At 43.4% G+C, this 3248-nt stretch carries 3 protein-coding genes; all 3 read left to right on the plus strand.

Annotated features, from left to right (window positions below; translation table 11 throughout):
- Window positions 1-1013, plus strand: a 1013-nt coding sequence (locus tag NWQ57_RS02255) for an AMP-binding protein (RefSeq protein WP_306020365.1), incomplete at its 5' end; no start/stop codon positions are given.
- A 1-nt stretch (window position 1014) separates the two neighbouring features.
- Window positions 1015-2139, plus strand: a complete 1125-nt coding sequence (locus NWQ57_RS02260) for an acyl-protein synthetase (RefSeq protein WP_306020366.1) — start codon at window positions 1015-1017, stop codon at window positions 2137-2139.
- Window positions 2132-3248, plus strand: a 1117-nt coding sequence (locus tag NWQ57_RS02265) for an acyl-CoA reductase (RefSeq protein WP_306020367.1), incomplete at its 3' end; no start/stop codon positions are given. The genes NWQ57_RS02260 and NWQ57_RS02265, both read left to right, overlap by 8 nt.

Here is a 3248-nt window from a genome sequence, read left to right on the forward strand (position 1 = left end):
CCTTATTATTATCTACCTCAGGCTCTACCGGGTCAGCCAAACAAGTGTGTTTAAGCGCAGCTAATTTGCAAGCTAATGCGCAATCAATTTGTCACTATCTGCCTATTTTGCCAACAGATGTCACTATTACCACTTTACCGTTTTTCTATTCTTATGGTTTGTCGGTCATCAACAGCCATTTACTGGTAGGGGCTTGTATCGTATTTAACCAGCACTCTGTGGTAAATCGTGAATTTTGGCAGTTATTTAAGCGTGAGCAAATCACCAGCTTTGCTGGCGTGCCTCATATATACCTTATGTTGTTTCGGCTTAAATTTGACAGCATGGATTTACCCAGCTTACGTTATTTTACCCAAGCTGGGGGTAAACTGGCCGAAGATAAAGTGAGCTTGCTTGCCGACTATGCACAACAACATAACAAACAGTTTTTTGTGATGTATGGACAAACCGAAGCCACGGCGCGTATGGCCTATTTACCCAGTGAAGTCATTGCCGCCAAGCCACAAAGCATTGGGCGCGCTATTCCTGGTGGGGAGTTTGTGCTGCACGATGAACAGGGGCAAGTCATTAATCAGGCGGGGCAAACTGGCGAATTAATCTATCGCGGTGCGAATGTAATGTTGGGCTATGCTGAGCAACTTAAAGACTTAGCGCAACTGATTAGTGTAGAAGAATTAAAGACCGGTGATCTTGCTTATCGAGACGACGATGGAGATTATTTCATTAGTGGTCGTCTTAAACGTTTTATTAAACTGTTTGGTTTACGGATTAATTTGGATGAAATTGAAAACATTCTCACTCAACAAGGTCTGGCTTGTTATTGTTTAGGTGACGATAGTAAATTGCTGGTGGCGGTTAAAAATCATAATCAAACAGCTGATCTAAAAATTAATTTGAGTCGCCAATTACATCTACATCATAGCGCTATAGAAGTGTTTAATGTCGATGCATTGCCCTTAACAACCAATGGTAAAAAGGATTATCCCGCCATGTTGCAGGTTTTAGGTCGCTAATATGTCGGAACATCAGAACACACAGCAGCCATTGGGCGCTTATAGCCAAAAGCTCATTGAGTTAATGCAGCAAGATAGCCATGTTTTGCCACAAGTCCAAAAAGAGTCGCTACTGTTAGCCATTTTGAATGACTTACACTTACATCATCAACAACACTGTTTAGCCTATCAAAATATTATTAACGCCAATCAGCAACAGTCTGTGGCCAGTGAGCTAGAAGCTTTGCCTTATATCGCAGTGCGATTGTTTAAACAACTTGAACTCTATAGCATTGATCAGCCAGAGATTTTTAAAGTATTGCAGTCTTCAGGGACGACTAGTCAAACTGCCGCTAAAGTTTATTTAGACAAAGCCACCAGTGCGCGGCAGTCAAAAGCCTTGGTGAATATATTACAAGCTACGATTGGCAAACAACGTTTACCCATGTTGATCATTGATGCCGCTAGCACTGTTAAAAATCCTAAGTTTAGTGCTCGTGCGGCGGGGATTCAGGGGCTTGCGTTTTTTGGTCGTGACCACTGTTATGCCTTAGATGACAATATGCAGCCTGACTGGCCAGCCATTGCCGCTTTTACTGCAAAGTATCGCAATCAGCCGGTATTGATTTTTGGTTTTACCTTTATGTTATGGGCTTATTTTATTGAGGCTTTAAAACAGCAAAATAAACAACTTAAGTTAGAGCAGGCCATTGTATTGCATAGCGGCGGCTGGAAAAAACTTGAAGATCAAAAAGTCGATAACGACACCTTAAAAGCGCACATTAAACAGACCATAGGCGCCACTAAAGTGCATAACTTTTATGGTATGGCTGAACAGGTCGGCACCATCTTTGTTGAATGTTATCATGGCCACCTTCATGCACCATTACTGGCTGATGTGATTGTGCGCAACCCTTATGACTTATCGCCGTGCAAAATAAGTGAGCAGGGTATAATCCAAGTATTATCTGCCTTGCCAACGAGCTATCCCGGCTTTAGTTTACTCACTGAAGACATGGGCAGAATAACTGCTATTGATACTTGTCCCTGTGGTCAATTAGGTAAGACCATCGCGATTGATGGTCGTTTACCCAAAACCGAAGTACGTGGATGCAGCGATACACAAACCGGAGTGGCCCATGGCTGAGTTAACAATATTGGCGCCTGCACACAGCAGTTTATCCAACTGTGTAAATGCTCCACTTAGGCAACCATTTGCCCCGCAAATATTAGCCTTCATTCAGGTCTTATCTAAGCTGCTATTATCCGATAGTCGAGCCAAAGCCCTTCCGGAGTTGGTGGCTCTTGGTTTTTGGTTGCGGAATAGTCATATTCAGCAGCTAAAAGAAACACAGCAAAGTCAATCAAGCGGCATTACTAAGGCTTTAGGATTAGTGCTGCACTTTACGCCTGCCAATGTGGATACCATGTTTGTCTATAGCTGGATATGTTCGTTATTGATGGGCAATAACAACATTGTGCGGGTTGCCAGTGCCGACTCTGCGGCTAAAAATACCTTGCTGCAATTACTCAATCAGGTTTTAAATCAAGCGGAATTTGCCGATGTTGCCCAAAGTAACCTGTTTGTGACTTATCCCAAAGAGGCCACTTTTAGCGCAGAATTATCTTTGCTGGCGGATGCCCGAGTAATTTGGGGCGGCGACGATAGCGTCAATGCTATCCGATCCTTACCCATCAAACCCCGTTGTCGTGATATTAGCTTCGCTGATCGTTATTCTGCTGCCTTGGTTAACGGCAATGCCTTAGTTGATAAGGCGCAAGTAAGTGAACTCGCAGCCTTATTGTGGCGCGACACCCAACCTCATGCCCAGCAAGCATGCTCTTCGCCACGAGTAATTTTTTGGTTAGGTAATACCTCACAGCAACAGGCTTTATTTAGCCAAATCAACTTATTGGCTAGCGGGCAGGCCATTGAAATCAATGGGCTAAATAACCATCTCGTGGTCAGTCAGCTAATTCAAAGTAGCGGTTTGGCAGATAAACCACTGGTAAATCGGACTATTTGTGCCTTGCCTGTTGAGTGTATTAAACCTGAGTTTTTAGGCTGGCATTTGGGCAGTGGTTTATTCTTAATCAAGCACTTGCAATGTATGCTTGAGTTGCCTGAGCACATCGATAACAAGTTACAAACCCTCAGTTATTGGCAAGTTGAACAAAAAGACCTGTTAAAGCTTGTAGAGCAACCGTCGATAACAGGACTAGATAGAATAGTACCTGTTGGTCGGGCGTTGGATT

Source organism: Paraglaciecola sp., assembly GCF_030730205.1.
Taxonomy (GTDB): Bacteria; Pseudomonadota; Gammaproteobacteria; order Enterobacterales; family Alteromonadaceae; genus Paraglaciecola.

Coding starts and splice junctions, on each gene's coding strand:
- NWQ57_RS02260 (WP_306020366.1), top strand. CDS start 1,015: ATGTCGGAACATCAGAACACACAGCAGCCATTGGGCGCTTATAGCCAA.